Annotated in this window: 25 protein-coding genes and 1 pseudogene; 19 read left to right on the top strand and 7 right to left on the bottom strand. The window is 66.6% G+C overall.

The features are described from left to right. Nucleotides 1-10: 10 nt before the first annotated feature. A complete protein-coding gene (locus tag QXK92_RS08670; RefSeq protein WP_306241249.1) occupies nucleotides 11-826 on the top strand; it encodes a hypothetical protein in 816 nt (271 codons plus the stop codon). Nucleotides 827-835: 9 nt separating this feature from the next. Here QXK92_RS08670 and QXK92_RS08665 read toward each other — a convergent pair whose 3' ends face one another. Next, on the bottom strand, nucleotides 836-964 hold the full coding sequence (locus QXK92_RS08665; protein ID WP_306241248.1) for a hypothetical protein: 129 nt from the start codon (nucleotides 962-964) through the stop codon (nucleotides 836-838). Nucleotides 965-1,169: 205 nt separating this feature from the next. Continuing rightward, nucleotides 1,170-1,622, bottom strand: a complete 453-nt coding sequence (locus tag QXK92_RS08660) for a limonene-1,2-epoxide hydrolase family protein (protein WP_306241247.1) — start codon at nucleotides 1,620-1,622, stop codon at nucleotides 1,170-1,172. Between the two features lie 43 nt (nucleotides 1,623-1,665). Between QXK92_RS08660 and QXK92_RS08655 the strand changes: the two are divergent. Next, nucleotides 1,666-2,498 (top strand): annotated as a pseudogene (locus QXK92_RS08655) (glycosyltransferase); the annotation flags it as partial. Nucleotides 2,499-2,692: 194 nt separating this feature from the next. Here the strand turns inward: QXK92_RS08655 and QXK92_RS08650 are convergent. After that, nucleotides 2,693-4,042, bottom strand: coding sequence for a pyridoxal phosphate-dependent aminotransferase family protein (locus QXK92_RS08650; RefSeq protein ID WP_306241246.1), 1,350 nt, complete (start codon nucleotides 4,040-4,042; stop codon nucleotides 2,693-2,695). A gap of 711 nt (nucleotides 4,043-4,753) precedes the next feature. Here QXK92_RS08650 and QXK92_RS08645 point away from each other — a divergent pair. From QXK92_RS08645 to QXK92_RS08635, 3 genes are all read left to right on the top strand, one after another. After that, nucleotides 4,754-5,434, top strand: a complete 681-nt coding sequence (locus QXK92_RS08645) for a methyltransferase (protein WP_306241245.1) — start codon at nucleotides 4,754-4,756, stop codon at nucleotides 5,432-5,434. 352 nt (nucleotides 5,435-5,786) lie between these two features. Next, nucleotides 5,787-6,953 carry a glycosyltransferase gene (locus tag QXK92_RS08640; RefSeq protein ID WP_306241243.1) on the top strand — a complete coding sequence of 389 codons (1,167 nt, stop codon included), beginning with the start codon at nucleotides 5,787-5,789 and terminating at the stop codon, nucleotides 6,951-6,953. A gap of 8 nt (nucleotides 6,954-6,961) precedes the next feature. Next, nucleotides 6,962-7,165 (top strand): DUF3046 domain-containing protein, encoded by a 204-nt coding sequence (locus QXK92_RS08635; RefSeq protein WP_156452565.1) that lies wholly within the window; start codon nucleotides 6,962-6,964, stop codon nucleotides 7,163-7,165. 85 nt (nucleotides 7,166-7,250) lie between these two features. Here QXK92_RS08635 and QXK92_RS08630 read toward each other — a convergent pair whose 3' ends face one another. After that, a complete protein-coding gene (locus tag QXK92_RS08630; RefSeq protein WP_306244282.1) occupies nucleotides 7,251-7,904 on the bottom strand; it encodes a (2Fe-2S)-binding protein in 654 nt (217 codons plus the stop codon). A gap of 169 nt (nucleotides 7,905-8,073) precedes the next feature. Between QXK92_RS08630 and recA the strand changes: the two genes are divergently transcribed. Genes recA through QXK92_RS08610 form a run of 4 tightly spaced genes read left to right on the top strand, consistent with a single transcriptional unit; the run spans nucleotide 8,074 to nucleotide 11,811 of the window. Next, nucleotides 8,074-9,114 carry a recombinase RecA gene (gene recA / locus QXK92_RS08625; protein WP_306241241.1) on the top strand — a complete coding sequence of 347 codons (1,041 nt, stop codon included), beginning with the start codon at nucleotides 8,074-8,076 and terminating at the stop codon, nucleotides 9,112-9,114. Further along, complete coding sequence (gene recX / locus QXK92_RS08620; RefSeq protein WP_306241239.1) at nucleotides 9,080-9,604, top strand: recombination regulator RecX; 525 nt, start codon at nucleotides 9,080-9,082, stop codon at nucleotides 9,602-9,604. Before recA ends, recX begins: the two co-directional genes overlap by 35 nt. Nucleotides 9,605-9,663: 59 nt before the next feature. After that, on the top strand, nucleotides 9,664-11,199 hold the full coding sequence (gene miaB, locus QXK92_RS08615) for a tRNA (N6-isopentenyl adenosine(37)-C2)-methylthiotransferase MiaB (RefSeq protein WP_371934499.1): 1,536 nt from the start codon (nucleotides 9,664-9,666) through the stop codon (nucleotides 11,197-11,199). Beyond that, nucleotides 11,200-11,811: a hypothetical protein gene (locus tag QXK92_RS08610; protein WP_306241238.1), complete on the top strand. Its 612-nt coding sequence runs from the start codon at nucleotides 11,200-11,202 to the stop codon at nucleotides 11,809-11,811. Here QXK92_RS08610 and QXK92_RS08605 read toward each other — a convergent pair. Continuing rightward, the gene (locus QXK92_RS08605; protein ID WP_306241237.1) at nucleotides 11,808-13,178 is read right to left on the bottom strand and encodes a DUF349 domain-containing protein; all 1,371 of its coding nucleotides are present in this window, start codon (nucleotides 13,176-13,178) and stop codon (nucleotides 11,808-11,810) included. The two genes, QXK92_RS08610 and QXK92_RS08605, sit on opposite strands and share 4 nt — an antisense overlap. Before the next feature lie 571 nt (nucleotides 13,179-13,749). Here QXK92_RS08605 and QXK92_RS08600 point away from each other — a divergent pair. From QXK92_RS08600 to QXK92_RS08575, 6 genes are all read left to right on the top strand, one after another. Beyond that, nucleotides 13,750-14,685 carry a DMT family transporter gene (locus QXK92_RS08600; RefSeq protein WP_306241236.1) on the top strand — a complete coding sequence of 312 codons (936 nt, stop codon included), beginning with the start codon at nucleotides 13,750-13,752 and terminating at the stop codon, nucleotides 14,683-14,685. 47 nt (nucleotides 14,686-14,732) lie between these two features. Further along, nucleotides 14,733-15,419, top strand: a complete 687-nt coding sequence (locus tag QXK92_RS08595; protein WP_306241235.1) for a hypothetical protein — start codon at nucleotides 14,733-14,735, stop codon at nucleotides 15,417-15,419. Further along, a complete protein-coding gene (gene miaA, locus QXK92_RS08590; RefSeq protein WP_306241234.1) occupies nucleotides 15,416-16,336 on the top strand; it encodes a tRNA (adenosine(37)-N6)-dimethylallyltransferase MiaA in 921 nt (306 codons plus the stop codon). Before QXK92_RS08595 ends, miaA begins: the two co-directional genes overlap by 4 nt. 54 nt (nucleotides 16,337-16,390) lie before the next feature. Then, nucleotides 16,391-17,263 carry a diaminopimelate epimerase gene (dapF, locus tag QXK92_RS08585; protein WP_306241233.1) on the top strand — a complete coding sequence of 291 codons (873 nt, stop codon included), beginning with the start codon at nucleotides 16,391-16,393 and terminating at the stop codon, nucleotides 17,261-17,263. Between the two features lie 46 nt (nucleotides 17,264-17,309). Further along, nucleotides 17,310-18,746, top strand: a complete 1,437-nt coding sequence (gene hflX / locus QXK92_RS08580; protein ID WP_306241232.1) for a GTPase HflX — start codon at nucleotides 17,310-17,312, stop codon at nucleotides 18,744-18,746. Nucleotides 18,747-18,835: 89 nt separating this feature from the next. Next, entirely contained in the window at nucleotides 18,836-19,996 is a 1,161-nt protein-coding gene (locus QXK92_RS08575; RefSeq protein ID WP_306241231.1) for an acyl-CoA dehydrogenase family protein, read from the top strand. Between the two features lie 3 nt (nucleotides 19,997-19,999). On the opposite strand, the gene QXK92_RS08570 is transcribed toward QXK92_RS08575, so the two are convergent. Then, nucleotides 20,000-21,175 (bottom strand): TerC/Alx family metal homeostasis membrane protein, encoded by a 1,176-nt coding sequence (locus QXK92_RS08570; protein WP_306241230.1) that lies wholly within the window; start codon nucleotides 21,173-21,175, stop codon nucleotides 20,000-20,002. Nucleotides 21,176-21,486: 311 nt separating this feature from the next. On the opposite strand from QXK92_RS08570, the gene QXK92_RS08565 reads away from it, so the two are divergent. Beyond that, nucleotides 21,487-23,865, top strand: coding sequence for an LGFP repeat-containing protein (locus QXK92_RS08565; RefSeq protein ID WP_306241229.1), 2,379 nt, complete (start codon nucleotides 21,487-21,489; stop codon nucleotides 23,863-23,865). A 28-nt stretch (nucleotides 23,866-23,893) separates the two neighbouring features. On the opposite strand, the gene lexA is transcribed toward QXK92_RS08565, so the two are convergent. Beyond that, nucleotides 23,894-24,616 carry a transcriptional repressor LexA gene (gene lexA / locus QXK92_RS08560; protein WP_306241228.1) on the bottom strand — a complete coding sequence of 241 codons (723 nt, stop codon included), beginning with the start codon at nucleotides 24,614-24,616 and terminating at the stop codon, nucleotides 23,894-23,896. A 293-nt stretch (nucleotides 24,617-24,909) separates the two neighbouring features. On the opposite strand from lexA, the gene QXK92_RS08555 reads away from it, so the two are divergent. The 3 genes from QXK92_RS08555 (at nucleotide 24,910) to QXK92_RS08545 (ending at nucleotide 26,538) form a co-directional block, all read left to right on the top strand. Further along, a complete protein-coding gene (locus QXK92_RS08555; RefSeq protein ID WP_306241227.1) occupies nucleotides 24,910-25,416 on the top strand; it encodes a LysM peptidoglycan-binding domain-containing protein in 507 nt (168 codons plus the stop codon). Nucleotides 25,417-25,569: 153 nt separating this feature from the next. Then, the gene (gene nrdR, locus QXK92_RS08550) at nucleotides 25,570-26,031 is read left to right on the top strand and encodes a transcriptional regulator NrdR (RefSeq protein ID WP_306241226.1); all 462 of its coding nucleotides are present in this window, start codon (nucleotides 25,570-25,572) and stop codon (nucleotides 26,029-26,031) included. Nucleotides 26,032-26,052: 21 nt separating this feature from the next. Then, nucleotides 26,053-26,538 carry a peroxynitrite isomerase gene (locus tag QXK92_RS08545; protein WP_306241225.1) on the top strand — a complete coding sequence of 162 codons (486 nt, stop codon included), beginning with the start codon at nucleotides 26,053-26,055 and terminating at the stop codon, nucleotides 26,536-26,538. Nucleotides 26,539-26,544 lie beyond the last annotated feature (6 nt).

The raw sequence follows: 26,544 nt of genomic DNA, 5'->3' as shown, positions 1-26,544 counted from the left end.
GGGCGAGCCGATGGCGGCGAAGTCGAATCAGCGGGGTCTGTGGCGCGGGTTGCTGCAGCGCGGATTCGACACCGCCGCCGACGTGACCGACCTGCTCGCCCGCAAGATCAGCGCCGCCAGCGATCCGCGAGCGCGCCAGTTGCGCCGACGGCGCCGCGCCCTGCGGTGGGCCTGGATCTTCACCGCCGGGGTGGTGTTCTGGGGTCTGGTGACCGCGGTGTTGGCGGCCTGGGGCTGGTTCGCGCTACTGCTGCAGATCACCGGCGCCGTCGCCGTCGTCATGGTGATTCCGGCGACCTTGTTGTTCTTCCGCTACTACTGGTTGAAGTCCGAGCCCCTGCCCGCGCAGCGGCCGGCCAGTCCTCGCCGGCTGCCGCCCGCCGGTTCGGCCGCCCGGCCCGCCATGTACGCCCTGGGGGCCTCCGAGCGTGGCTTTTTCTCGCTGCTGGGCGTGATCGAGCGGGGCGAGATGTTGCCGCCCGACGAGATCAGCGACCTGACCGACGCCGCCAAGCGAACCTCGGCGGCCATGGCGGCGACCGCCGCCGAGGTGGTGTCGATGGAGCGAGCCGCGCACAACACTGAAGCATCTCGTCACTACCTGGTGCCGACCATCAACGCCTACACCGCGCAGCTCGGCGCCGGGGTCCGTCAGTACAACGAAATGGTTACTGCGGCAGCGCAATTGGTGTCTTCTGCGAACGGTGAAGGCGCAGCCACCCTTTCGCAGCAACGCTACCGTGACGAGCTGGTCGGTGCGACCGATCGCCTGCTGAGCTGGGCGCAGGCGTTCGACGAGCTCGGCGGGTTGCCGCGGGCGATCTAGGTCTCGCTGCTACGGGAACTGCAGTCCGTTCTGGCCGTTCAGGCCCAGCAGCAGTCCGCCGGTGCCGCCGGCGCCGGCGACGGCACCAACCGTGGCGCTGACTCCGCTGTTGCCGCCGTTACCACCCAGGCCCCACAAGAAGGCGCTGCCGCCGTTGCCGCCGTTGCCGGCCTTGCCTACCAGCCCGTCGCCGCCGTTGCCGCCGTTGCCGCCGTCGCCGATCAGCCCACCTTTGCCGCCGACATGCCCGTCCGGGATCGCCAGCTCACCCCAGGCGTCGCGCGGTGTTTCGGAACCTGACGCGGAATTTCGTATTTGTCCGCCGCCGTGACGGCCGATGCCTTTACAGCGTCGCGCGCAGCGACGGAACCACCACTCCGGCCACGCCGCGCAGGAACCCCTTCAGCATGTCGTAGCTGTCGAAGTAGTCGCGCCACAGCGTGATTCGCCCGTCTTGCAGCTCGAAGGTCCCGCAGATCCAGAACTGCAGCCGCAGAGGGCCCAGGATCAGTGCGTCGGTGCGCTCGGTGAGGACGGCGGAGCCGTCGGCTGCGATGCGGTGGATCTTCACCTCGAAGCCGATGCGCCCCTGCATCTTGCTCAGCAGCGCTGTCGTCTTGCGGCCGCCCCGAATTCGGGAGAACCCGACGTTCTCGTAGACGAGTTTGTCGTGCAACAACTCGTCGACGGTGTCGAAGTCCTCGGCCTGCAGGGCGTTGAGGAAGTCTTCGACCACACGGATGTTGTCGGTGGTTTCGGCTCCGGATCCGGGCCCTCTCTGAGTCAGCTCAGTCATAGTCGCCAGCGTAGGCGAGCTCAGGTGCGGCAGGGTGAGGCGGATGCGCGTTGCCGTGGTCGCCGGACCCGATCCTGGACACTCGTTTCCCGCGATTGCGCTGTGCCGGCGCTTCCTGGTGGCCGGGGATTCGCCCACGTTGTTGACCGGGGTGGAGTGGCTGGATACCGCCCGCGCGGCGGGGATCGACGCGGTGGAGCTGGACGGCCTGGTGGCCACCGACGAGGATCTCGACGCGGGGTCCCGGATTCACCGCCGCGCGGCACGGATGGCGGTGCTCATCGCCCCGACGTTGCGCGACCTGGCGCCGGATCTGATTGTGTCCGATGTCATTACGTCCGGCGGCGGCTTGGCCGCCGAGCTGCTGGGGATCCCGTGGGTCGAGCTCTGCCCGCACCCGCTTTATCTGCCGTCGAAAGGGTTGCCGCCGATCGGGAGCGGTCTGGCGCCCGGCACGGGGCTGCGGGGCAAGCTGCGCGACACCGTGATGCGGGCGTTGACGGCGCGCTCCGTGCGGGCGGGGCTGGGGCAGCGGTCGGCGGTCCGGGTCGAGATCGGGCTGCCGGCGCATGATCCCGGGCCGTTGCGACGGTTGATCGCCACCTTGCCCTCGCCCGGTCTACGGCGTCCACCGGCAACATCGGGATGGCCGAACTGGCATTGCAATCCCTGAGTCCGGGGGAGACCCTGCCGGTAGGGGCGCGGGTCGTGGTGTCGCGACTGCGCGGTGCGGAGTTGGAGGTGCCGCTCTGGGCGGCGGTGGGTCTGGGCCGTCAGGACGAACTGTTGACGCACGCCGACGTGGCGGTCTGCGGCGGCGGCCACGGGATGGTCGCCAAGACCCTGCTGGCCGGGGTGCCGCTGGTGGCTGAACCAAAGTCGGCCTGCGGCATGCCTACCCAAGCGTGCCGCAGGCCGCCAGAGGAAGGCAGCCACAAATGCTCCCCGCAACCGCGCATTCGATGGTAGAAGTATCCTGGCAGTGGCAAGTCTGCGGGCTGAGGCACAAGGAGTCCTCGCGACGTGGTGCGTGTGACTAGCCGAATGAGGCATTCTCGCCCCCTTTGAGTTCAATCGGACGCGTCGGCAACCTCCGTGATCTCGGCTTTTGCGTATCGGTGGGCCGCTGCGACGCGGGCCACGGCGTCGGAGATGTCTTGGTCGGTGTGGTTCGACATAACCTGCATTCGTAGGCGCGCCTTCCCCTTTGCGACTCCGGGAAACTCGACGAGGTTGGCGACTAGACCATTGGCCTGCAGCCACCGGCTTGTCAGACGGGCAAGGCCCTCATTGCCGATTTTCACGCAGACGATCGGTGAGGGGGCGCCGTAAGTTTCGAAACCCGCTTGGCTTAAACGCCCACGTAACAACTGAACGTTGGTCATCGTCTGCTGCCTCAGCGAAGCACCTTCCGGGCTGTCGACGATTTCGAACGCTCGCAGAACGACGGCGGCCTGGATCGGCGACAGCGCGTTGGAGAAGGTGTTCGGCGAGGAGTAGTAACGAAGGTATTCCTTCACCTTTCGGTGGTTCGTCGCAACGAAGCCCCCATTGGACGCGAAGGTCTTGGAGAACGATCCCATCACCAGATCCACCTTGCCGATCATGCCCTGCAGTCCGATATGTCCGCGGCCATCGAGGCCGAGGCAGCCGAGGTCATGTGCAACATCAACTACCAGCGTCGCCCGGAATTCTTTCGCGAGATCCTGCATGGCGGCGATGTCGGGTGTGTCGGAGTCCATCGAGAACAGCGCCTCGGTGACGATCATGATGCCGTTACGGGTGTCATGAGAACGGACTGATTCAAGCTGCGCGCGCAAGTCGGCGACGTCGTTGTGTCCGAACAACCGGATGTTCGGTGTCGCGGCGCGCGCACCCTCCTGGAGGCAGGCGTGAGACAGCCGGTCCATCAGGATGTGATCGCTGGGGCGGACCAATCCCTTGACCACTCCGTAACCTGCGGCCCAGCCCGTTGGAAAAAGGCTGACGTGCTCAGCTCCCACGAACTCAGCAATGCGGCGTTCCAGCGCTAGAGAGACCGAAGTGTTTCCTACCAGAGCAGGGGACCCCGCGCTGTGAACGCCGTACTCCTCGATCGCATCTACAGCAGCGGCCTTGATCGCAGGATGACCCGACAGTGAAAGGTAGTCCTGAGAGGCGAAGTTGATCCCGTCCATTCTCCGGCCGGCGTCGTCGTAGGCGGTGACGCGGCGCCGCGGACCTGCTTCGGTGGATCGGCCCATAAACCATAGGCTGTGCTCGCGCCGTCGGTCCTGCCATTCATAAAAATCATCCAGTCGATTAATAAGATGGTCGCCAGTGACATCGCGGAAGTCCAACATGCTCCCTGTCAATGTCGCCGGGTCCAATGCGGCGGATCTCACGGGTAAAGATTCTAATTTTGCTGCCAGTTCGGTCATGAGTATTCCTCCTCATGTGATGTGTTATTGAAATACCTTGAGAGTGTTGCTTGAGCAAGCGAGTAAGCAGATGTTTTGGGAGCGCAGATCCCATGTCAAAGGGATGCTGGAGGCAAGACTAGCCCGAGCCTGCCTTGATGTAAACACCTTTAATAAACTTAAATAAACATGCTTTCGGCACGGTGCATCCACCCCGGATATTCATCTGTCCCATGGGTCATTTTGCTTCGAATGACTAAGTGCCACTGTAACTTTCGGCATCTAGGCGGCCGAAGGTTGCTGGCAGGCGAATGAGATATTGGCGCAACACTTGAAACATAAATGTCTAAAATCAACATCTTGCGTATTAATACTAGTTCGGATGGAAAAATTTTGGCATTCGCAATAAAGAGGGTCGCTAGCCGACGTGGGACTGAAACTTGATGATACGTAAACGTGACACGCGCAACGGGGGCGTCTCAAGGTTCGTCCCTGTGGGATTGAAAGCTCGCAACTTTATCTAACAATGTCTTAGTATCCCGCGTAACAAGTGAACAGTCGGACATTCGCATAGCTGTGCCAGATTGCTGTATGTTTCTGCGGTTTCTTGGTCGCCCTGCGCGGGATTCTTTTGTGCCGAAAGCGGTAAGCGGGTCGGGGCTCCGGGTGCGAGGTGGTGGGTGTGAACGTCTGAGCGCCCTAGTGGCGTGACAAACAACGAAGGAGATCTAGATGGCATTGTCGCCGGCCAAGCGTGCATTCATGAAGTTCTGGTATCCCTATGTCGGGATGCTGAATTCTGCTTTTCCCTCGATCAAGATCGAAGGTAAGCACTTGGTTGTCTCGCCCAGCGTCTACAAGCCGCTGGAGAACGAGCACGCCGCCGCCCGGTATTGCCGGCCGGGGGACCGGGTACTCGATCTCGGCTGTGGCAGCGGAGTATTCGCCTTGTTCACGGCGCCGAAAGCTAGCGAGGTAGTAGCGGTAGACATCAATTCGAATGCGGTCGAGAACACCATTGAGAACTGTCGCCGCCACGGCCTGACGAACGTGACGGTGCAGCGGAGCGACATGTTCTCCAACGTCGAGGGCAAGTTCGACATCGTTCTGGCGAATCCACCATTTGTTTCACTTGAGTTCGAAAGCGACGAACAACAGTTTGCGACCTCGGTTCGCTTCCTGCCCACTCTGTTCGGCCAAGTGAGCGACTACTTGACCGACGGAGGGCGGCTTCTGATTCTGTTTCCCCTCTGGTACCGAACAAGGCTTGAGAAGCTCGCCGCGGCGCATGGTCTCGAGCTGTTGGAGGCCAAGCGCACGCCACGTAAGTCTCTTCGGCTAGGCATGCTGAGCTTGGCTTATATGCAAGTAGGTTGGCGTTCGGCCTTCTACCTGTTCGGTGTTGCGGCGTGACACGGCGTTCCGGCCAGTACCGCTGTGTCCGTCGGAACCGCTTGCTTTCGCCTGAAAGAATCTGGACAAGGTGAGCTCGGTTCGAGGGCATCTTCAGACGTAGATGAGTGCTTCGAAGTCGGTGCCGCAAACCCTGCGCCTCGGCTTCGGCTCTCTTGTAGTCCTCTTCTAAATCAGCCGATGGTCGTCAAATCGTGCTGCCGCGCTTGCCTCACGTAGGAATCAAGGGGGCAAGACTGCGCCTACCTCTTGAATGGTAGTGCTGAGGCGTGGTAGCGGGGTGGTCTGACTGGGCTAGGGCGATAATCGCGGGACCACCGTAGGCGAGATCGGGTGTGGCAGGGTGAGGCGGATGCGCGTTGCCGTGGTCGCCGGACCCGATCCTGGACACTCGTTTCCCGCGATTGCGCTGTGCCGGCGCTTCCTGGTGGCCGGGGATTCGCCGACCTTGTTGACCGGGGTGGAGTGGCTGGATACCGCCCGCGCGGCGGGGATCGATGCGGTCGAGCTGGACGGCCTGGTGGCCACCGACGAGGATCTCGACGCGGGGTCCCGGATTCACCGCCGCGCGGCACGGATGGCGGTGCTCATCGCCCCGACGTTGCGCGACCTGGCGCCGGATCTGATTGTGTCCGATGTCATTACGTCCGGCGGCGGCTTGGCCGCCGAGCTGCTGGGGATCCCGTGGGTCGAGCTCTGCCCGCACCCGCTTTATCTGCCGTCGAAAGGGTTGCCGCCGATCGGGAGCGGTCTGGCGCCCGGCACGGGGCTGCGGGGCAAGCTGCGCGACACCGTGATGCGGGCGTTGACGGCGCGCTCCGTGCGGGCGGGGCTGGGGCAGCGGTCGGCGGTCCGGGTCGAGATCGGGCTGCCGGCGCATGATCCCGGGCCGTTGCGACGGCTGATCGCCACCCTGCCCGCATTGGAAGTCCCCCGCCCGGACTGGCCGGTCGAGGCCGTCGTGGTAGGTCCGTTGCACTTCGAGCCGACCGACCGCGTGCTGCAGATCCCGCCGGGTTCGGGGCCGGTGGTTGTGGTCGCCCCTTCCACGGCGTCCACGGGCACCATCGGGATGGCCGAACTGGCATTACAAGCCCTGAGACCGGGGGAGACCCTGCCGGTAGGCGCGCGGGTGGTGGTGTCCCGGCTGGGTGGTGAGGAGTTGGAGGTGCCGCCCTGGGCGGCGGTCGGGCTGGGCCGTCAGGACGAGCTGTTGACGCATGCCGACGTGGCGGTCTGCGGCGGCGGTCACGGGATGGTCGCCAAGACCCTGCTGGCCGGGGTGCCGCTGGTGGTGGTCCCCGGCGGCGGGGATCAGTGGGAGATTGCCAACCGGGTGGTGCGTCAGGGCAGCGGGCGGCTGATCAGGCCGTTGACCGGCGACGCGCTGGCGGCGGAGGTCAGCGAGGTGCTGGCGTCACCGCGGTATCGGGCGGCGGCCCGGCAGGCCGCCGCCAGCCTCGCCGAGGTCGCCGATCCGGTGCGGGTGTGTCACGAGGCGTTGGCGGTCGCCCGCTGAACGGTAGGTTGGCGGGCGTGCGGCTGACCGAGTTCAACGAGCGGGTGGTGCTGCGCTTCGGCGCTGCATATGGATCTTCGGTGCTGGTCGATCACGTGCTGACCGGGCTGGGCGGCCGTACCGCGGCCCAGGCGATCGAAGAGGGGATCGAGCCCCGCGAGGTGTGGCGCGCGTTGTGCGCCGACTTCGACGTGCCTCGCGATCAGTGGTGACTTTTACTGGATGCGTTGAGTCTGCGTTCAGGGTGACAGTCAGTCGAAAACACCCGCCCTCACCGCAGAATCGGCGCCGTCGTCGTCAGCCGAGTGCGCAGTCGCCGCACGTGCCCCCGCCCGGGATGCGGCAGTACAGGCAGCAGCTGTTCCGCCGGAAATCCAGGTTCGCGCTGGTGATCACGCCGGTGCCGGCCAGGTTGCCGATGTCCAGCAACGCGGACGTGGTCCGCGCGATCGTCACGCGGAGATCGGGGCGCGCCAGCACCAGTTGCCGCGACGTGCCCACCAGTGCCGACGCGACGTTGCCATAGAGCAGTCCGGGCGCCAGGCCGACCCGCAAGCCGGCCGCAAGCCGGTCCAGGTGGTCCCGCACCACGATCCGGTACATCAGTTCGGGGGAGACGGTCTCGACAGGCACTCCGACGGGCTCCGGCAGCCTCAACCGGGCGCCGTCGTCGGCGCGTTGGAGGTCGGTCAGGTCCGGAACGACCCCGTGGGCCAGCGCGCACGCGAGAACCGGCGACCACAGCCGGGCGGCGTGGCCGAGGTGTACCAGGGAAGCGCCGATGCGCAGGTCGGCGGTGCCGTAGTGCCGGGAGGTGGCCTCGATGAGGTCAGCGCAGCCGGTGGCGTAGGACCGCGTGACGGGGTGCCACCCGGCCGGATCTCCGCCCACGGTCAAGGCGAAAAACCCGCCATAGGTGGAAATTTCGGCCAGTTCCGCAGCGATGTTCATGTGTTCTTCGAGGTGATCCTGCCACACGCGGCGTGTCGAACTTGAGTCGAACAGGTGTTCGGCTACTGTGGTGATCACTCGGAGATCTCAACTTGTCGGTGGCCTTCTTTAGTGTCACGGCCAACCGACCGATACCGGTCACCGGAACACCGACTACAGGAGAGGCATCATGGCTCAAGCCCCCGATCGCGAGAAGGCTCTCGAACTGGCTATGGCCCAGATCGAGAAGAGTTACGGCAAAGGCTCGGTGATGCGCCTCGGGGACGAGGTGCGCCAGCCGATCTCAGTGATCCCCACCGGGTCCATCGCACTGGACGTGGCTCTGGGCATCGGTGGCCTGCCCCGGGGCCGGGTTGTCGAGATCTACGGCCCGGAGTCCTCGGGTAAGACCACCGTCGCACTGCACGCGGTGGCCAACGCCCAGGCTGCCGGCGGTGTGGCGGCGTTCATCGACGCCGAGCACGCGCTGGATCCGGACTACGCCAAGAAGTTGGGCGTCGACACCGATTCGTTGCTGGTCAGCCAGCCGGACACCGGAGAGCAGGCGCTCGAGATCGCCGACATGCTGATCCGTTCGGGTGCGCTCGACATCGTGGTCATCGACTCGGTGGCAGCGCTGGTGCCGCGCGCGGAACTCGAAGGCGAGATGGGTGACAGCCACGTCGGACTGCAGGCCCGGCTGATGAGCCAGGCGCTGCGGAAAATGACGGGGGCACTGAACAATTCGGGCACCACGGCGATCTTCATCAACCAGCTCCGGGACAAGATCGGCGTGATGTTCGGCTCGCCCGAGACGACGACCGGTGGCAAGGCGCTGAAGTTCTACGCGTCGGTGCGCTTGGACGTGCGGCGGATCGAGACGCTCAAGGACGGCACCAACGCAGTGGGTAACCGCACCCGGGTCAAGGTAGTCAAGAACAAGGTTTCACCGCCGTTCAAACAGGCCGAGTTCGACATTCTCTACGGCAGGGGCATCAGCAGGGAAGGATCGCTGATCGACATGGGCGTCGATCAGGGCTTCATTCGTAAGTCCGGCGCCTGGTTCACCTATGAGGGTGAGCAACTCGGTCAGGGCAAGGAGAACGCTCGCAACTTCTTGCTCGAAAACGGCGATATCGCCAACGAGATCGAGAAGAAGATCAAGGAAAAGCTCGGCATTGGTGCCGTGGTGACCGATGACGGCGTCCTGCCCGCCCCCGTCGACTTCTGAGTCGTCTCGTCGCGACGAGCAGGCGCGGGCCCTGTGCCTGCGCCTGCTCACCGCGCGATCACGAACCAGGGCCGAGTTGGCCGGCCAGCTGGCCAAGCGGGGATACCCCGACGACGTCAGCAACCGGGTGCTGGATCGGCTGGCCGGCGTCGGTCTGATCGACGACGCCGACTTCGCCGAGCAGTGGGTGCGGTCCCGCCGCGTGAACGCCGGAAAGAGCAAGCGAGCACTGGCCGCCGAGTTGCACACCAAAGGCGTGGACAACGAGGTGATCGACACGGTGCTGGCCGGTATCGACGCCGGTGCCGAACGTGAGCGGGCAGAGCAGTTGGTCCGGACAAAATTGCGGCGCGAGGTGCTGAGTGAGGACGACGCCAAGGTGACTCGCCGCCTGGTCGGGATGCTGGCCCGCCGCGGGTACAGCCAGACGGTGGCGTGCGAGGTGGTGCTGGGTGAGTTAGCGGCCGAACGGGAGCGCCGGCGGGTCTGAGGGGCCCACCGCAACGGCCGACAACCAGGCTCTGTGTCGCCCGCCAGTACGATGGCCCCGTGACTTCGACGGTGGCACCGGGCGCTGCGGGTGTGACAGGCGATGGCGCGCCTGCCAGCGACTCGGGCCGCACGTACCAGGTCCGCACCTACGGCTGTCAGATGAACGTGCACGACTCGGAGCGGCTCGCCGGACTGCTCGAAGCCGCCGGCTACCGCCGCGCGGCAGAGGGTGACGACGCCGACATCGTCGTCTTTAACACCTGTGCGGTCCGAGAGAACGCCGACAACAAGCTGTACGGCAACCTCAGCCACCTGGCGCCGCGCAAGCGCAGCAACCCCGACATGCAGATCGCGGTCGGCGGCTGTCTGGCACAAAAGGACCGCGACGCCGTACTGCGCAAGGCGCCGTGGGTCGACGTCGTCTTCGGCACCCACAACATCGGATCGCTGCCGGCGCTGCTGGAGCGGGCCCGGCACAACAACGAAGCCCAGGTGGAGATCGCCGAGGCGCTGCAGCAGTTCCCGTCGTCGCTACCCAGTGCCCGCGAATCCGCTTATGCCGCTTGGGTTTCCATCTCGGTGGGCTGCAACAACAGCTGCACGTTCTGCATCGTGCCGTCGCTGCGGGGCAAGGAGGTCGATCGCAGCCCGGCCGACATCCTGGCCGAAGTGCGGTCGCTGGTGGATACCGGCGTGCTCGAGGTCACCCTGCTGGGCCAGAACGTCAACGCCTACGGCGTCTCGTTCGCCGACCCGGCGATTCCGCGCAACCGGGGCGCGTTCGCCGAGTTGCTGCGGGCCTGTGGCGACATCGACGGCCTGGAGCGGGTCCGGTTCACCTCGCCGCACCCGGCCGAGTTCACCGACGACGTGATCGAGGCGATGGCGCAGACACCGAACGTCTGCCCGGCCCTGCACATGCCGTTGCAATCGGGGTCGGACCGGATTCTGCGTGCCATGCGGCGTTCCTACCGGGCCGATCGCTATCTCGGCATCATCGAGCGGGTGCGGGCGGCCATGCCGCACGCCGCGATCACCACCGACCTCATCGTCGGCTTCCCCGGCGAGACCGAAGAGGACTTCGCCGCCACCCTCGACGTGGTGGCCCAGGCGCGCTTCGCGGCCGCGTTCACCTTCCAGTACTCCCCGCGCCCCGGCACGCCCGCCGCCGAGCTTCCCGATCAGGTGCCCAAAGCCGTTGTACAGCAACGCTACGAGCGCCTCGTGGAGTTGCAGGAGAGCATCTCTCTGCAGCACAACCGCGCGGTGGTGGGCCAGACCGTCGAGCTGCTGGTCGCCGCCGGCGAAGGACGCAAGGACAGCCGCACCGCGCGCATGACCGGCCGCGCCCGCGACGGCCGGCTAGTCCACTTCACCGCCGGAGCCCGTGAGGTGCGTCCTGGCGACGTCGTCACCGCCGTGGTCACCGACGCCGCGCCGCACCATCTCATCGCTGACGCCGGCATCCTGACCCACCGCCGCACGCGCGCCGGCGATGCGCACCTTTCGGGTCGAACCGGCGTCGGACTGGGTATGCCTGGTGTCGGGGTGCCCGTCGCCGTGCCGGCCCAGCCAGCCGGTTGCGGCCAATGAATGAACGGAGAACTTCACGTGGCGGAATTCGACGCCTACCGGTCTGAAATCGAGGCGGCCGAGCGCCGGGTTGCTCGCGAAATCGAGCCCGGTGCCAGGGCTCTCGTCGTCGCGATCCTGGTGTTCGTGCTGCTGGGCTCGTTCATCCTGCCGCACACAGGCAGCGTGCGGGGCTGGGACGTGCTGTTCGGCACCCACGGCGCCGGCTACGCCGCGGTGGGGCTGCCCTCGCAGGTATTCACCTGGCTGGCGCTGGTGTTCAGCGTCGGCTTCTCGATTCTGGCCTTACTGACCCGGCTCTGGGCGGTGGCCTGGGTGGCACTGGCCGGTTCCATGCTCGCCAGCGGTACGGGTCTGCTTGCGGTCTGGTCGCGCCAGACCGTGCCGGCGGGCCATCCCGGACCGGGCATCGGCCTGTTCGTCGCGTGGATCACCGTGATACTGCTGACGTTCCACTGGGCCCGGGTGGTGTGGCAGCGCACCATCGTGCAGCTGGCCGCCGAGGAGCAGCGCCGCCGTATCGTCGCGCAAGAGCAGTCCAGGACGCTGCTGGACAGTCTGGGGACCGGCACTCCCGACGCCGATGCCGGCGCCGAACCGAAGGACCCTTAAGACCGGCGGGTCAAAGCCTTGGCCGCGGCGTCAGCCCACTGACGCCATTGCTCGGCGTTCGCCCTCGCCTCGTCGGCTTCCTTGGTCTTACCGGCCGCGGCCGCCTTCGCGGCCTGCTGTTCGAACTGCTCGGCGCGGGCGCGGAACTGCTCGGCGCGGGCCTGGGCCTGCGGGTCGGCCCAGTCCGATTCGCCGGCGTCGCGCACCTTCTTCTCGATCGCGCGCAGTCGCCGCTCCAATTCCGCGGACCGCTCCCGGGGGACCTTGCCGATCGCGTCCCACTTATCGGCGATGCTCCGCAGCGCGGCCCGGGCGGCGTCGTGATTGCTGGTGTCGATCTTCTCGGCCTCGGCCAGCAGCGCCTCCTTGGCGGCCGCGTTGGCCTTGAACTCGGCGTCCTTCTCCGCGGTGACGGCGTTTCGGGCGGTGAAGAACGAGTCCTGGGCGGCCTTGAACCGGCGCCACAGCGCGTCGTCGACGTCCTTGCTGGCGCGGCCCGCCGCCTTCCACTCGGTGAGCAGCTTGCGGAACTCCGCGCTGGTCGCGGTCCAGTCCGTGGAGTCGGACAACGCCTCGGCCCGCTCGCACAGCCGCTCCTTGGACTGGCGCACTCCGGACCGCTCCCGGTCGAGTTCGGCGAAGTGGGATCCGCGCCGGCGGTTGAAGATCTCCCGGGCCGCCGAGTAGCGCTTCCACAGCGCGTCGTCGACCTTGCGGTCCAGCCCGGTGATCGTCTTCCATTCGTCGAGGATCGCCCGCATCCGGTCGCCGGCGGCCTTCCATTGCGTCGAGTTGGCGGCGATGTCCTCGGCCTCGGCGGCCAGTGCCTCCTTGCGGGCGGTCTGGGCGGCCCGGTGCTCCATGCGGCGGGAGCGGTGCGCGGTGACATAGACGTCGATACGGGCGCGGATGTCGGATAACCGGCCGGCCAGCGCATCGATGTCACCCAGCACGCAGGCGGTCGGCAGCGTCTCGAGCAGGGCCCCCGCGTTGGCGTTGATCTTGCGGGGATCCCCGGTTCCCGACACCAACCGCTCCTCCATCAAAGCGATCTCGGTGCTCAGATCGTCGTAGCGCCTGCCGAAATAGGCGAATGCCGCCTCCGGGTCACCGGCCTGCCACGAACCCACGACCCGCTCTCCGGCGGCGCTGAGCAACCACACCGTGCCGTCGTCGTCGACCCGTCCGAACCGGTGGGGATCGCTGTGCGGCAACGTCGACGTCGGATGTGGCGACGCGTGCGCGGCGGGTCTGGGCGCTGCACCCGGTCGGGGGCCGGGTCGTGGCCCGGGCCGTGGCCCTGGAACCGGCCTGGAAACCGGTTCGGCTATTGCTGCGTCGTTGCTGCTGGGCTGCTCACCCGTCATTGCGCTCGTCACCTACCCTCTGCCAGTAGCGCGGTCTACTTCCCGCGCAGCTGCCGCGCGAAGCGGCACCCGTCCGGTCGGCATTGTGGTGCGAACCCCCGCAGTTTCCGACCGGTTTCCAACAAGTATTCAAGCAGCTTGGACGGCGGTGTGCCGCCACCTTCTGCGCACCGGTGCGTTTTCCACCCGGGTATTGAGCTGTTCCAGGCTGGGACCCCCTGTGCTCGCGACGAGGCCGCCATGCCGGAGCCGTACCGCGACGGCGTGAAACCCCCAGGACAATCGGGCCCTTTTCTGAACCGGTCGGCGCGCGGGCCCTGGGTAACAACTCGGTTCCCGTTCAATTGCGGCTGATAGCGATCCTGCGCGGTTGGGTACCGTTACCTAGGGCGTCCGCTCGGGTTTTCACAGCTGCCTCTTAGCTGGTTCTGGGAGGATCTCAGCTCGGTTGGAAAGTCTGAGCGGAGCACGATCACTGTCCAGACCACGGGCAGAGCCATAGAGTGTTTGATGAACTGCCGGCGAACATCGCGGGAACGCTGGTGGCGAAGTTGGGGAATTGAGGGTCGCCATGTCAATGGTCGGAATCTCCGCGATAATCGCGTTGTTCGCGGCGCTCGCATCGGCCACCGGAGACGTGATCCGGCAGCGATCGGCTCATGAGATCACCGATGAAGAAGTCGGCCACCTCAAGCTCTTCGGCATGTCGCTGCGCGACGCCAAGTGGTGGACGGGCGGCGGGTGCGCGGTGCTCAACTACAGCCTGCAGGCGATGGCCCTGGCCTTTGCGTCAGTGGTGCTGGTGACCGCGTTACAGGTGACCGCGCTGCTGTTTGCCCTGCCGATCTACGCCCGGCTGGCACGCCATCGGATCACGCGGTCGCAGTGGCTGTGGGCAACTGTGCTGGCCGCGTCGCTGGCCGTGGTGATCATCGTCGGCGATCCGGCCGCCGGCCACGACCGGGCGCCGCTGGGCACCTGGATGGTGGTGGCGGCGGTGATGGGACCGATCCTGGTGTCCTGCGTGGTGGCCGCCAAGGTGTGGCACGGCCGTCCGCAGGCCGCGGCGCTCCTGGCGCTGGTGGCCGGTTCGTCTTTGGCGCTGTTCGCTGTGCTGACCAAGGGCGTGGTCGACGTTCTGCACCACCAGGGTCTGGGGGCCGCCGTGACCACCCCGGAGTTCTTTCCCTGGCTGGTCGTCATGCTGTGCGGGATGATCTTCCAGCAGTCGGCATTCCGCGCCGGTTCGCTGACCGCCTCGCTGCCCACGATGACCGTCGCCAAACCGGTGGTGGCGACCATCCTGGGGGTCCTCGTGCTCGGTGAGACGCTGGACACCGACGGTATTGAAGGCGTGGTGCTCGCCATCGCCGCGGCCGTGGTGATCACCGCGACGGTGGCGCTGGCCCGCGGCGAGGCCGCCAATATGGAAGCCGACGCCGAAGAGGTGCATCGGGTCGACGGGCCGGACAAGGGAGCCCCGGTCATCACCGCCGCTGACGGGTAGGCGCACTGCTTCGCATGTCCCGCGCGCCGAGACGTTAGTTTGATGGCGTGCTGAGCGCCATCGCCGTCATCCCGTGCGCGCCGGTGCTCGTTCCCGAACTTGCCGGAGCCGCCGCTGCCGAGATCGCCGATCTGTCGGCCGCTGTCCTCGCCGCGGCAGCCGTGCTGCCGGATCGCTGGGTCGCCGTGGGAACCGGCCCGGTGGACGCCGTGGTGGGCCCGGACAGCGCCGGCACCTTCGCCGGATTCGGCGTTGACGTGCCGGTCCGCCTGACGCCCCAGGCTGCGGGCGCGGGGATGGACATGCCCCTGTGCGCGCTGATGGCCGGCTGGGTGCGTGGTCAGGCGCGCCCTGACGCCTCTGTCGAGGTGCGGGTCTACGCGGGCGACCAGGACCCCGGCGCCGCGGTGCACCGCGGCCGCGACTTGCGGGCCGAGATCGACGAGCATCCGGACCAGGTCGGCGTACTGGTCGTGGCCGACGGTGCCAACACCCTGACCGACAGAGCGCCCGGCGGCTACGACCCCGGCGGCGCGGATGCCCAGCGACTGCTCGACGATGCGCTGGCCGGTGGGGACGTCGCAGCCCTGAGCCGGTTGCCACAGCGGATTCTCGGACGGGTGGCTTTCAACGTCGTGGCCGGCCTGGCCGGACCCGGACCGCGCTCGGCCAAGGAGCTGTACCGTGGCGCCCCCTACGGCGTGGGTTACTTCGTCGGCGTCTGGCAGCCGTGAGGCCACTGGCGATCATCGGCCCCACCGGTGCCGGGAAGTCGCAGCTGGCGCTCGATGTGGTCGAACGACTCGGCGGCGCAGCCGAAATCGTCAACGCCGACGCGATGCAGCTCTATCGCGGTATGGACATCGGGACCGCCAAGCTGCGCGTCGGGCAGCGCCGCGGCATCCCGCATCACCAACTCGACGTCCTCGACGTCACCCAGACCGCGACCGTGGCCCGCTACCAGCAGGCGGCGGTCGCCGACATCGAAGGGATCCAGCGCAGGGGAGCCGTGCCGGTCGTGGTCGGCGGCTCGATGCTCTACATCCAGTCGCTGCTGGACGACTGGACCTTTCCCGCGACCGATCCGGCAGTGCGGGCCCGCTGGGAGCAGCGGCTGGCCGAGATCGGTGTCGCCGAACTGCACGCCGAACTGGCCCGTCGGGATCCGGCCGCGGCGGCCGTCATCCTGCCCACCGACGGCAGACGCACGGTGCGGGCCCTGGAAGTGATCGAGCTGACCGGACAGCCGTTCGCGGCGTCGGCGCCGCGCATCGGTGCGCCGCGCTGGGGCACGGCCATCATCGGGTTGGATTGCGAGACAACGATTCTGGATCAGAGGTTGGCGCGACGCACCGAGCTGATGTTCGCCGAAGGGCTGGTCGAGGAGGTGCGTGGTCTGCTCGGCCGCGGGCTGCGTGACGGCGTCACCGCTTCGCGGGCCCTGGGTTATGCCCAGGTGATAACCGCACTGGATGCCGGCGGCACACCGGAGTTGCTGCACGAGGCGCAGGAGCAGACTTTCGTCGGCACCCGCCGCTACGTGCGACGCCAGCGGTCCTGGTTTCGCCGCGACCACCGCGTGCACTGGATCGACCCGTCTGCTGCCGGTGCCGTCGACGAGGCGCTGCGTGTCTGGCGACACGTATCCTGACCGGGTGATCCGCGCCGACGCCCTGCGGATCAGACGCGGCATCAAGGAGCGCCCATGATCTTCGCCAAGGGCCACGGCACGCAGAACGACTTCGTGCTGTTGCCCGACGTGGATTGTCGGTTGACCCTGTCCGCCGCGCGCGTTGCCGCCCTGTGTGACCGGCGCCGGGGACTGGGCGCCGACGGCGTCCTGAGGGTCACTACCGCCGGTGCGGCCCTGGGCTCCGGTGTGCTCGACCGTCTGCCGGACGGGGTCGCCGAATCGGATTGGTACATGGACTACCGCAACGCCGACGGGTCGAGGGCGCAGATGTGCGGCAACGGCGTGCGCGTGTTCGCGCACTACCTTCGGGCCAGCGGGCTGGAGTCGCGCGACGAGTTCGTCGTCGGCTCGCTCGCCGGGCCGCGGCCGGTCACTCTGCACCACGTCGATGCGACCGACGCCGATGTCGCCGTGGACATGGGCAAGGCCAACAAACTGGGCACCGGCCATGCCGTGGTCGGCGGCCGGCGGTTTACCGGTGTGGCCGTCGACGTCGGCAACCCGCATCTCGCGTGCGCCGATCCGGGGCTCACGGTGGAGGCTCTGGCGGCTCTGGACGTGGCGGCGCCGGTGCACTTCGACGCGGACCAGTTCCCCGAGGGCGTCAACGTCGAAGTGCTCACCGTGCCGGTCGATGGCCTGGTCTGCATGCGGGTGCACGAACGCGGCGTGGGGGAGACCCGCTCCTGCGGCACCGGAACGGTGGCGGCCGCGGTCGCCGCGCTGGCCACCACCGGCGCCGACACCGGCGTCCTGACCGTGCGGGTGCCCGGCGGTGACGTCACCGTCACCGTCACCGAATCGACCAGCTTCCTGCGCGGGCCGTCGGTACTGGTGGCACACGGCGAAGTGAGCGGGGAATGGTGGCGCGCGCAAGAGCGTTAAATCAGGTGCATGACGCCGATTCGGCGTGCAACATTGCTAATTGCCTATGAAAAATTCTGATTCATTTCCCGAGTTTCCCGAGACCATCGGGCCGGAGCCCAGCACTGGCGAACTTGCCCTGGAAGACCGATCTGCATTGCGCCGGGTCGCGGGGCTGTCGACCGAACTCACCGACATCTCCGAGGTCGAGTACCGCCAGCTGCGCCTGGAACGCGTGGTGCTGGTCGGCGTCTGGACCGAGGGCACCTCAGCCGACAACCAGGCCAGCCTCGCCGAGTTGGCGGCGCTGGCCGAAACCGCGGGTTCCCAGGTGCTCGAGGGGCTCATTCAGCGCCGCGATCGCCCCGATCCGTCGACCTACATCGGTTCGGGCAAGGCCCAGGAGCTTCGCGAGGTGGTGCTGGCCACCGGCGCCGACACCGTGATCTGCGACGGCGAACTGTCCCCGGCCCAGCTGACCGCGCTGGAAAAGGCGGTGAAGGTCAAAGTCATCGACCGGACCGCGTTGATCCTGGACATCTTCGCGCAGCACGCCACCAGCCGGGAAGGCAAGGCGCAGGTCTCGCTGGCACAGATGGAGTACATGCTGCCGCGGCTGCGCGGCTGGGGTGAGTCGATGTCCCGGCAGGCCGGCGGTCGAGCCGGTGGTAGCGGCGGCGGTGTGGGCCTTCGTGGCCCGGGTGAAACCAAGATCGAAACCGACCGGCGCCGCATCCGCGAGCGCATGTCCAAACTCAAGCGCGAGATCAGGGCGATGAAGCAGGTCCGCGACACCCAGCGCAGCCGTCGCCTGCACTCCGACATGCCGTCCATCGCCATCGTGGGCTACACCAACGCCGGCAAATCCAGCGTTCTCAATGCGCTCACGGGGGCCGGCGTGCTCGTCCAGGACGCGCTGTTCGCCACCCTGGAACCCACCACCCGGCGCGCCGAATTCGACGACGGCCGCCCATTCGTGCTCACCGACACTGTCGGCTTCGTGCGTCATCTGCCTACCCAGCTGGTCGAGGCGTTCCGCTCCACCTTGGAGGAGGTCGTCGACGCGGATCTGCTGGTGCACGTCGTCGACGGGTCGGACGTCAACCCGTTGGCCCAGATCAGTGCCGTGCGGCAGGTGATCTCCGACGTGGTCGCCGATCACGGAGCCGAAGCTCCGCCGGAACTGGTGGTGGTCAACAAAATCGACGCCGCCGGTGATCTGATGCTGGCCAGGCTGCGCCACGAACTTCCCGGCGCGGTCTTCGTCTCCGCTCGCACCGGCGATGGTATCGACGCGCTGCGCCAGCGGATGGCCGAACTCGCCGTGCCCACCGATACGGCCGTGGATGTCGTCATCCCCTACGACCGTGGCGACCTGGTGGCCAGGGTTCACTCCGACGGGCGGGTCCACCAGGCAGACCATCAGGCCGACGGCACCCGCATCCAGGCGCGGGTCCCGGTGGCGCTGGCCGCTGCGCTGCGGCAATTCGGGTCGGAAGCCTAACCAGGCAGACGCGCCCGCTCGACCAACCGCCCGGTTGGTATATGTTGGGCTCAAGAGTCTTCCACCTATGACAGCCGGAGGTCGCACCCATGGGCAGCGCCGTCAAGTATCAGCGCACACTTTTCGAACCGGAGCACGAGCTGTTCCGGGAGTCGTATCGCGCATTCCTCGATCGGCACGTCGCGCCGTATCACGATGAATGGGAGAAGGCCCACATCGTCGACCGCGGAGTGTGGCTGGAAGCCGGCAAACAGGGCTTCCTGGGCATGGCGGTGCCGGAGGAGTACGGCGGCGGGGGAAACCCGGATTTTCGCTACAACACGATCGTCACCGAGGAGACCACCCGCGGTCGCTACAGCGGCATCGGGTTCGGCCTGCACAACGACATCATTGCGCCCTACCTGCTGCACCTGGCCACCGAAGAGCAGAAGCAGCGCTGGCTGCCGAAATTCTGCACCGGAGAACTGATCACCGCGATCGCGATGACCGAGCCGGGAACCGGAAGTGACCTGCAGGGCATCAAGACCCGCGCGGTCAAAGAGGGCGACCACTACGTGCTCAACGGGTCAAAGACGTTCATCACCAACGGAATCAACTCCGACCTGGTGATCGTCGTGGCGCAGACCGACCCGGAGAAGGGCGCGCAGGGCTTCAGCCTGCTGGCCGTCGAGCGCGGCATGGAGGGCTTCGAACGCGGCCGTCACCTCGACAAGATCGGCCTGGACGCCCAGGACACCGCCGAACTGTCTTTCACAGACGTGAAGGTTCCGGCCGAGAACCTGCTCGGCCAGGAGGGCATGGGCTTCATCTACCTGATGCAGAACCTGCCGCAGGAACGGCTGAACATCGCCGTCATGGCGGCAACGGCCATGGAAACGGTGCTCGAGCAGACGCTGCAATACACCAAGGAGCGCAAGGCTTTTGGCAAGCCGATCGGTAGCTTCCAGAACAGCCGGTTCGTGCTGGCCGAGCTGGCGACCGAGGCCACCGTGGTACGCATCATGGTGGACAACTTCATCGCGCTCCACCTGGAGGGGAAGCTGACGGCCGAGCAGGCCGCGATGGCCAAGTGGTACTCCACCGAAAAGCAGGTTCATCTGATCGACCGCTGCCTGCAACTGCATGGTGGGTACGGCTACATGCGCGAATACGATGTTGCCCGTGCCTATCTCGACGCCCGGGTGCAGACCATCTACGGCGGCACGACCGAGATCATGAAAGAGATCATCGGCCGCGGGCTGGGCGTCTAGCGCTTAGTCCGCGTCGCGGTGCGCCTCGTGCACCCGCCGCAGTAGCTCCGCCAGCTCGTCGTCCGGTCTGAGCTTGTCGTTGTATTTGGTTGCCAGCACGTCTATTTCGCGTTCCGCCTGCAGCAGCGCGGCGTAGGCCTCGTCGCGTTGCGCCGGATCCTGCATCGAGGCCAGGTACTCGTTCGCATGCCGGCGTGCCCGGCTGACGGCGTTCTGTCTGCGGCCGCGCGCCGAATACAACGACACCAGCGTCGTTATCAGCAGCACCGCGACGATCACCAGCAGCGACACCGTGATGCTCAATTCGACGACCGGAACTGGCCTGCCGTGGTTGATGAAGGGAAGGTTGTTGTCGTGCAGCGCTTCCAGAATCAGCTTCACACCGATGAAGCCCAGTACCACGGCCAGTCCGTAGGTCAGGTAGACCAGCCGGTCCAGCAGATTGTCGATCAGAAAGTACAGTTGGCGAAGGCCGAGTAGTGAGAACGCGGTCGCGGCGAACACCAGGTAAATGTTCTGCGTCAGACCGAACATCGCGGGCACCGAATCGAACGCGAACAACAGGTCGGTACCGCCGACGGCGATCATGACCAGCAGCAGCGGCGTCATCACCCGCCGACCGTCCTGCACCACGAACAGCCCGTCGCCGTCGTACTCGGTGGATGTCCGCAGGAAGCGGTTGGCCAATCGGATGACCAGGTTGTCGGCGTTACTGTCTTCTGTCTCTGCCGGTTTGGCGAGTTTGCCGGCCATCACCAGCAGGCCCAGGCCGAATACGTAGAAGACCGCGTTGAAGCTGTTGAGGAGTGCGCCGCCCAGAATGATGAAGACGGTGCGCGCGATCAGCGCGAAAGCGATACCGAACAACAGCACCTTCTGCTGCGCCACCCTGGGCACCGCGAAGCTGCTGATGATCACCAGGAAGACGAAAAGGTTGTCCACGGAAAGGGCTTCGTTGCTCAGGTAGCCGGCGAAATACTCGACCGCCATGTGGGGGCTGCCCAGGACGGCGACGCCCACACCGAAGATCACCGCTATGCCGATATAGGTCGCCGACCAGATCGCGGCCTCACGTAGCGTCGGCACGTGCGTCTTGCGTACCTGAAAGACATAGTCGAACAGCATCAACCCGGCGATGAGGACGATGGTGACGGCCCAGCCAAGTCCGGAAACGCCCATGCGCGCTGGATTTCCTCTCACGGGATCGGCCGGCATGCCAGGCGGGATGTTGTCTCCGGCACGGTAACCCAATGGGTGACAGGGGCGCAGCGCGGTTTCACCGGTTTCTCGCGACACGAGCGCGGGCCGGCATCATTTCGACATCGGCTCGGTATCCGTTTCCGTAATATGTACGATTTGACTTCGCATATCTCGTTCGCTAGAGCAAAGTTATGCGAGCCCGGTGGCGATGTGAATCGTGGCCGGGAAACGGCCCACGGCGGTGAATCCGCCTGCTTGCCAGGTGGGCAGGGCGTCGGCTTGGAGGCTTGGTGAACGGGCAGAGGGGTCAATTGAACAAGTTGGTTGGGCGTGCGCTGGTCGGCCTGACGGCCGCCGCGTTGGCGACCGGTTTGGCCCTGGGGTTGCTGGCGCCTGCCGCGTCCGCGTCGCCGATCGGCGACGCCGAGGCGGCCATGATGGCCGCATGGGATAAGGCGGGCGGTGCCTCGTCCACGCTCGGCGCCAGAAAAGGCGACGTCTACCCCCTCGGGGACGGATTCGCTCTGGACTTCGACGGCGGCAAGATGTACTTCACTCCCGCCACCGGTGCCAGGTACATGTTCGGCCCCATCCTGGACAAATACGAGTCACTGGGCGGTCCGGCCAACAGCGATCTCGGATTTCCGACCATCAACGAGGTGCCCGGACTCGCCGGGCCCGACAGCCGGGTGAGCACATTCGCGGCCAGCGACAACCCGGTGATCTTCTGGACACCCGATCACGGCGCATTCGTGGTCCGCGGCGCACTCAACGCCGCCTGGGACAAACTCGGCAGCTCGGGCGGGGTGCTGGGGGCGCCGGTCGGCGACGAAACCTACGACGGTGAAGTGGCGTCGCAGAAGTTCACCGGCGGAGAGGTGTCCTGGAACAGGAAGACCAAGGAATTCAGCACCAACCCGCCGGCCCTGGCCGATCAGCTCAAGGGCCTGCAGATAGCGATCGACCCCACCGCCGCCATCAACATGGCCTGGCGTGCGGCCGGCGGCGCGAACGGTCCGCTGGGCGCCAAGAAGGGCGGCCCGAATCCGATCGGTGGCGACGGCATCGTCCAGGAGTTCAACGGCGGCAAGATCTTCTTCAGCCCGGCCACCGGCGCCAACGCCGTCGAAGGGCCGATCCTGCAGAAGTACGAGTCGTTGGGCGGACCGGTCAGCAGTGACCTGGGCTTCCCGATCTCGAATGAGGCGGACGGCGGCATCACCCCGGCCAGCCGGATCGCCACCTTCTCCGCCGCCGACAAGCCGGTGATCTTCTGGACTCCTGATCACGGCGCGTTCGTCGTGCGCGGCGCCATGAAGGCGGCATGGGACAAGCTGAAGGGGGCCACCGGCAAACTGGGCGCCCCCGTCGGCGACCAGAGCGTCGACGGAGACGTGGTCTCGCAGAAGTTCACCGGCGGCAAGGTGTCGTGGAACCGTGCGAAGAACACCTTCACCACCGATCCGGCGAACTTGGCGCCGCTGCTGTCCGGCCTGCAGGTGTCGGGGCAGAACCAGCCCAGCACCACCGCGTCGCCACCGCCCGGCAAGAAGTTCACCTTCCACTGGTGGTGGTTGGCGGTGGCGGTGCCGGTGTTGCTGCTTGTTCTGATGACTGTGCTGGTGGTGTTCGGTCTGCGCCGCCGTCGCGCCGGCCGGGCAGTGCCCGCGTACGACCACGGTCACGATGTGGCCGACGAGTTCGACAGGGGCGCCGACGGGCGCTGGTCGCACGACGACATCGATTACGGCTCCGAGCGCTTCCCGCCAGTCGAGCACCACCCTGAAGAGCACGAGATGCCGGAGTACGGTGCAGCGCCGCGGGTGAGCTGGTCCAGAGGGGGCGGGACCGTGGCCGCGCCCGACGAGCGCGGTCTGGGCCGTGAGGAATACCACGACGAGCACGACCGCAGCGCCGAATACGCCGACGACTATGCGCATGGCGCCGACGATTACGCGCACGGCGCCGACGACTACGCGCACGGCGCCGACGATTACGCCGCCGGATCCGAGGAATACGTGGCTGCGGCCGAGCAGGACACGGACTTCGAGGAGCACGACGAGTCCGGCGGGTTCGAAGGCGATGAAGACCCCGACGCGGTGGACACCACCCCGACACCCATCGTCACACGCGGCGCATTCGGCCAGCTCGTGGAGGCCGAGCCCCACGTTGCGGAAACGGTCTCGCCGGAAGCGTTCGCGGAGGAGTCCTCGATACCGCACAGCGAAGGTGCTGCGGCGCCGGACGTTCCCGAGGCCCATCCGGAGCACGAATTTCCGGACATCTTCTATCCGCGTGGAGGTCCCGCGGAAGAGGAGGTGCCCGACGTGGCGCCGGAGGACGCGAACGTGGCGCCTGAGCCGAGGAAGGGGCGGCATGCCGCCGCCGATGACCCGGGTTATGCGCCGGCAGCGACCGAGGCGGCTTACGCCGCGGCGCCGCAGGCCGAGGCGGCCCGAGGCGCGGAGGGTGCTGCAGTGCGGCCAACCATCCACCTGCCTCTCGAGGATGACCCGTACCGGGCCCCGGATGGCTACCCGATCAAGGCCAGCGCCCGATTCGGCCTGTACTACACGCCCAACAGCGCGTTGTACCACGACACTCTGGCCGAGATTTGGTTCGCCAACGAGGCAGTGGCGCAGGCCAACGGCTTCGTCAGGGCCGACTGAGCCATAGGCCTGCTGGAGCGGTTCAGCCTTACACCTTGCGGATGACCGTGACGACCTTCCCGAGCACGGTCGCGTCATTCCCGGGGATCGGGTCGAACGCCGGGTTGTGGGGCATCAGCCACACTTGGCCACCTGCTCGCTTGAAGGTCTTGACGGTGGCCTCGCCGTCGATCATGGCGGCCACGATGTCGCCGTTGTCCGCGACGTTCTGCTGACGTACCACCACCCAGTCGCCGTCGCAGATGGCGGCTTCCACCATCGAGTCGCCGACGACCTTGAGAAGGAACAACGTCCCCTCGCCGACCAGCTCACGGGGTAGCGGAAAGACGTCCTCGACGGCTTCCTCGGCGAGGATGGGCCCACCGGCGGCGATGCGGCCCAGTACGGGCACGAAAGTGGGTTCCGGGAGGGCATCCGAGCCGGCCACATCGGTGGTGGGTGCAGTCACGGCGTCGTCAGCCGCCCGCACATCCACGGCCCGCGGTCGATTCGCGTCCCGGCGCAGGTAGCCCTTGCGCTCCAGCGTGCGCAATTGATGAGCCACCGAGGATGTCGACGTCAGGCCCACCGCGTCGCCGATCTCGCGAATACTCGGCGGATACCCGCGGGTGGTGACCGAGGCCCTGATGACTTCGAGGATGGTGCGCTGCCGCTCGGTCAGCGCGGAGTCGACGGAGTGCAGCCGTCCGTCTGCGGTGGTTCCGCGGGAACCGGCTCGATCAGCTACTGGGGGGTCGTTGCTGTCGCTCATGCCACTGAATGTAACCGCCTCCGACCGAAGAATCAAACATGTGTTCGACGGGCGTGTCAGGCCGGCGTCGGCAGCGCCTCTATCGGCCCGGATCTGCGGAATCACAAGTGTGTAACTTTCCGGTGGATCGGGTATCCGAAATTCACCCAGCTGGTTGCACCGACAAAATCCTGTCGGTGGTGAGGTCTACCGTTTTGCTCGTACGACACGCGTCGCTCAGGTGTTCGATATCGAACACCTGAGCGACTAAGGTCGAACACACGAGCGATTTTTCGTCGACCGGAGGCAACGACATGACAATCAGCTACGCGGGCCCGCAGCGCACCTGGAACGGGCAAAGGCTGGTGACCAGGCCTGCCAACAGGCCGTTCGACGAGTCGCCTTACTACCGCGCGGGGCAGATCCGTTCGACCAGGCCGGGCCCCACCCGTCCAGGCGGCACGCCCATGCGGTACTACGGAACCGGTGTCGCGGTGTCGACGGCATCGCACCGCCGCCGTCCGGTCTCAGTGTTGACGACGGTGGGATTGGCCCTGCTCGCCGGCATCATCACGCTCTGGCTCGGTTTGATGGCCAACTTCGGCAGCGTGCTGAACGACGAGCCCGCTGAGGCGGCGGCGCAGGTGCCCGCCGCACTCGCGGTGGTCCGCGTGGAACCCGGAGAGTCGTTGCAGCAGCTGGCCTCCCGGGTGGCACCCGGCGCACCGGTCCGCGACGTCGTGGAGCGCATCCGCAACCTCAACGCCCTGGACTCCAATTCGGTGGCGGCCGGCCAGACGTTGATCGCTCCGATCGGGTGAAGCCCGGCCGAATAGCGCTCTGCACCAACGTTGCTCGGCCCGTTCCGGCCAGCGTGTGAACGGGCGTGCCAGCAGTGGCCCCGCCGGGGGTGCGCAGGTACTCTCGGGGTGGTTCTGCGGTACCCCGAAGTCAGGCGCAGCGAAGGAGCGGTTATGCACTGCCCGTTCTGCCGCCATCCCGATTCGCGGGTAATCGACTCGCGAGAGACCGATGAAGGTCAGGCGATCCGCCGGCGCCGGTCATGTCCCGAGTGCGGACGCAGATTCACCACCGTGGAGACCGCGGTGCTGGCCGTCGTCAAGCGTAGTGGCGTCACCGAACCCTTCAGCCGGGAAAAGGTGATCAGTGGTGTTCGCCGGGCCTGCCAGGGCCGACAGGTCGACGACGATGCGCTGAACCTGCTGGCCCAGCAGGTAGAGGATTCAGTGCGGGCCGCGGGGCCGGAAGTGCCCAGTCACGAGGTGGGTCTTGCCATTCTGGGGCCGTTGCGCGATCTCGACGAAGTCGCGTACCTGCGCTTCGCCTCGGTCTACCGGTCTTTTTCGTCGGCCGACGACTTCGAGCGGGAGATCGAGGCGCTGCGTGCCCACCGCAACGTGTCGACTGCGGGCTGAGCACAGCCATAGGCTTCTCACATGCCCGTCGATCTGCATCCCGATCTCGCAGCGCTAGCGCCCTTGCTGGGCACCTGGGTGGGGCGGGGCGCCGGCGAGTATCCGACGATCGAGCCCTTCGAGTACCTCGAAGAAGCGGTCTTCACCCACGTCGGTAAGCCTTTTCTGGTCTACGGGCACAAGACCAATGCCGTCGCCGACGGCCGACCCCTGCACGCCGAGACCGGTTACCTGCGGGTACCGCAGCCCGGAAGGCTTGAGCTGGTGCTCGCCCATCCCAGTGGCATCACCGAGATCGAGGTCGGTACCTACGAGGTCACCGGTCCCGTGATCGAGATCGAGCTGGCGACCGTCGACATCGGGCTCACGCCTACCGCCAAAGAGGTGACCGCCCTGAGCCGTTCGTTCCGGATCGACGGCGACGAACTGTCCTACTCGCTGCGGATGGGTGCGGTCGGGCAGCCAGAGCAGCATCACCTGTCCGCCGTGCTGCGCCGGCAGCACTGAGCCGGG

Origin of the sequence: Mycobacterium sp. TY815, assembly GCF_030755135.1 — a bacterium.
Lineage (GTDB): Bacteria > Actinomycetota > Actinomycetes > Mycobacteriales > Mycobacteriaceae > Mycobacterium.
This window is presented reverse-complemented; position numbering and strand designations above follow the sequence as displayed.